Here is a 1,542-nt window from a genome sequence, read left to right on the forward strand (position 1 = left end):
CTCATTTGCTGATTATCGAAGACAATGACGAACTGCGGCAGTATCTGTACGATTCGTTTGCCAAAACCTATCAGGTCAGTACCGCAACGGATGGCGTAGAAGGCTGGGCGAAAACCCTGGAACTCCTGCCCGATCTGGTAATTAGCGACGTGATGATACCCCATAGTAGTGGTCTGGACTTGTGTCAGAAAATCAAAAAGCACCCCAAAACGCTGCATATACCCGTATTTCTGTTGACCGCCCGTGCAACGGCCATGCATCAGCTGGAAGGTCTGGAAACCGGAGCGGATGAATACATGACGAAACCCTTTAACCTGACCCTGCTACGTACCAAAGTAGCGGTTCTGTTACGGAATCGTTTTCTGCTGAAAGAGTACTATCATCGCCAGCTTTTACTCAAGCCAACGGATTTGATCATTCCTAATGAACAGAAATGTCTGCTGGAAAAAGCGATTGCCATCGTTGAAGCTCACCTGACCGAAATGGATTTCACGATTCCGGTTCTGGTTCGTCAGATGGGAATGAGCCAGTCCTCGTTTTACCGTCAAATCAAGACGATTACTGGAAAAACTGCCGTTGAATTTGTTCGGGATATTCGTCTGAAAAAAGCAGCTCAGTTGTTGCAGGGTGACGATATGAGAGTCGGAGAAGTCATGACCGAGGTTGGATTCGAAAGCCCGAAATATTTCCGGAAAGCCTTTCATCAAACCTATGGCATGTCGCCGCTGGAATACGCCAAACTTCATCGCTCGCAGGCCCCAAGTGAGGAATTTGAAGATGCATAACTGCCCTTAAACGTACTACCGAACGCGGTTTTGTAACAACAAACGCCTGGTGAGCAAACAGCACCGTGGTTTCTGGTCTTCTGCTCACCTTCTTACCGATACCAAAGTAAGTTTCGGCTAAAAGAGTGGAATGAAAGATACCGCATAAGTTCACAAATGGTGAACTTATGCGGTATCTTTACGTTACTTATGAAAGTTCACTTGATAAGAAAGGAAACCATTCAGGCGTATACTCTAAAAAACGCCCGGAGCAAAAGTTCCTTCAGGCTCTGGCTCACTGCCATCAGGTTTGCGGACTGGCAGGCTCCGGAAGACATTCAGGATACGTTTGGTGCGGCTGATCTACTGGGAAACGGAAGCAATCGGGTTGTTTTTGACATCGGCGGCAATAACTACCGGATGATCTGTAAGTACGCTTTTGGAGAAAAGCAGGTTCATCTCTTTGTATGCTGGATTGGTACGCACGCAGCGTACGATAAGCTTTGTAAGCATAATGAACAGTATACCGTAAATCTTTACTAGAATGGAAGCGTTGAAATATAAAGTAATTAAAACAGAACAGCAGTATCAGGCGTATTGCCAGGCGTTGGAAGTATTGGTGACTAGTCCCGATCAGGGCCCTGCCACGCAGGATGAAATGGAGCTGCTCACGTATCTGATCGAGAAGTGGGACCACGAACATACTTCCTTTTCGGATGCCGACCCGATCGAACTACTTACCTCGCTCATGAATGAAAAATCGCTGAAGGCAAAAGAC

At 46.8% G+C, this 1,542-nt stretch carries 3 protein-coding genes; all 3 read left to right on the forward strand.

All coding sequences use genetic code 11. The features are described 5' to 3' along the window. A partial coding sequence (locus tag BWI97_RS26280; protein WP_146011065.1) for a response regulator occupies window positions 1–785 on the forward strand: 785 nt, incomplete at its 5' end. A gap of 189 nt (window positions 786–974) precedes the next feature. Continuing rightward, window positions 975–1,307, forward strand: a complete 333-nt coding sequence (locus BWI97_RS26285) for a type II toxin-antitoxin system HigB family toxin (RefSeq protein ID WP_094813313.1) — start codon at window positions 975–977, stop codon at window positions 1,305–1,307. Window position 1,308: 1 nt separating this feature from the next. Beyond that, a partial coding sequence (locus BWI97_RS26290; RefSeq protein WP_369826678.1) for a type II toxin-antitoxin system HigA family antitoxin occupies window positions 1,309–1,542 on the forward strand: 234 nt, incomplete at its 3' end.

This window comes from Siphonobacter sp. BAB-5405 (genome assembly GCF_002872335.1).
Classification (GTDB): Bacteria; Bacteroidota; Bacteroidia; order Cytophagales; family Spirosomataceae; genus Siphonobacter.

Excerpts from the sequence above, each read along its gene's own strand:
- BWI97_RS26285 (WP_094813313.1), top strand. The coding sequence starts at position 975 with ATGAAAGTTCACTTGATAAGAAAGGAAACCATTCAGGCGTATACTCTA.